Source organism: Novosphingobium sp. CCH12-A3 (genome assembly GCF_001556015.1).
Lineage (GTDB): Bacteria > Pseudomonadota > Alphaproteobacteria > Sphingomonadales > Sphingomonadaceae > Novosphingobium > Novosphingobium subterraneum.
Genome location: NZ_LSIA01000076.1, coordinates 1 through 710, shown reverse-complemented (window position 1 = coordinate 710; position 710 = coordinate 1). Strand labels below are relative to the sequence as shown.

The window sequence follows — 710 nt, the reverse complement described above, 5'->3', positions numbered from 1 at the left end:
GATCGCAAAGAGCTCCGCGATCCTGACCACGGCTTCGGCCGCGACCGGTGACGGGGTCTTGTCGAGTACGTCGGTAAACTTGCGCCGCGCATGGGCCCAGCAGCCAACCTCGACAACATCGCGTGGTGCCTTGGTCTTTGGGTCGCGGTAGAGCGCGTTGTAGCCCGCAAAGCCGTCCGCCTGCAGAAAGCCGCGGTAATTGCCGAGGTGCGCGGCCGGATGATGACCGCCACGATCCGCGCTGAAGCGGTAGGCCACAGCCGGCGGCTCCATGTCGCCGCTAGACCAGCCATGGCGCAGATAGACCCAGAATCGTGCGATGGCACTGCCATTCCCGTTGCCCAGCAAGGTGACCGGCGTGTCATCGCCATGGATCTTCGGCGCTTCCAGGATGTACGCCAGCAGCCGCTCGCCCAGCGGCGCCATCAGCCAGGCGAGCTTGCGGGCCCATCGGCTCATCACGTCGCGATCGATGTCGATACCCTGCCGGCGCAGGATCACCGATTGCCGATTCCATGGCACGTGATCGACGAAGCGGCTTACCATCAGATGCGCCAGCAGCGCACTGCTGGCCATGACCCTGGGCAGCGGCAGATCGATCGCGGGGGCTTGGCGGATTTGCTCGCACACCCGGCAGGCAATGCGCGGACGCATATGCCGGATCACGCGGAAGCGCGCGGGGATATAGTCCAGCACTTCGGTGACGTCCT

The 710-nt window shown here is 65.2% G+C and carries 1 protein-coding gene; it reads right to left on the bottom strand.

Going from position 1 to position 710, the window contains the following annotated elements; genetic code table 11:
- Positions 1 to 710 (bottom strand): IS66 family transposase (locus tag AX703_RS26475; protein ID WP_156451926.1); only part of this gene is annotated, 710 nt, incomplete at both ends.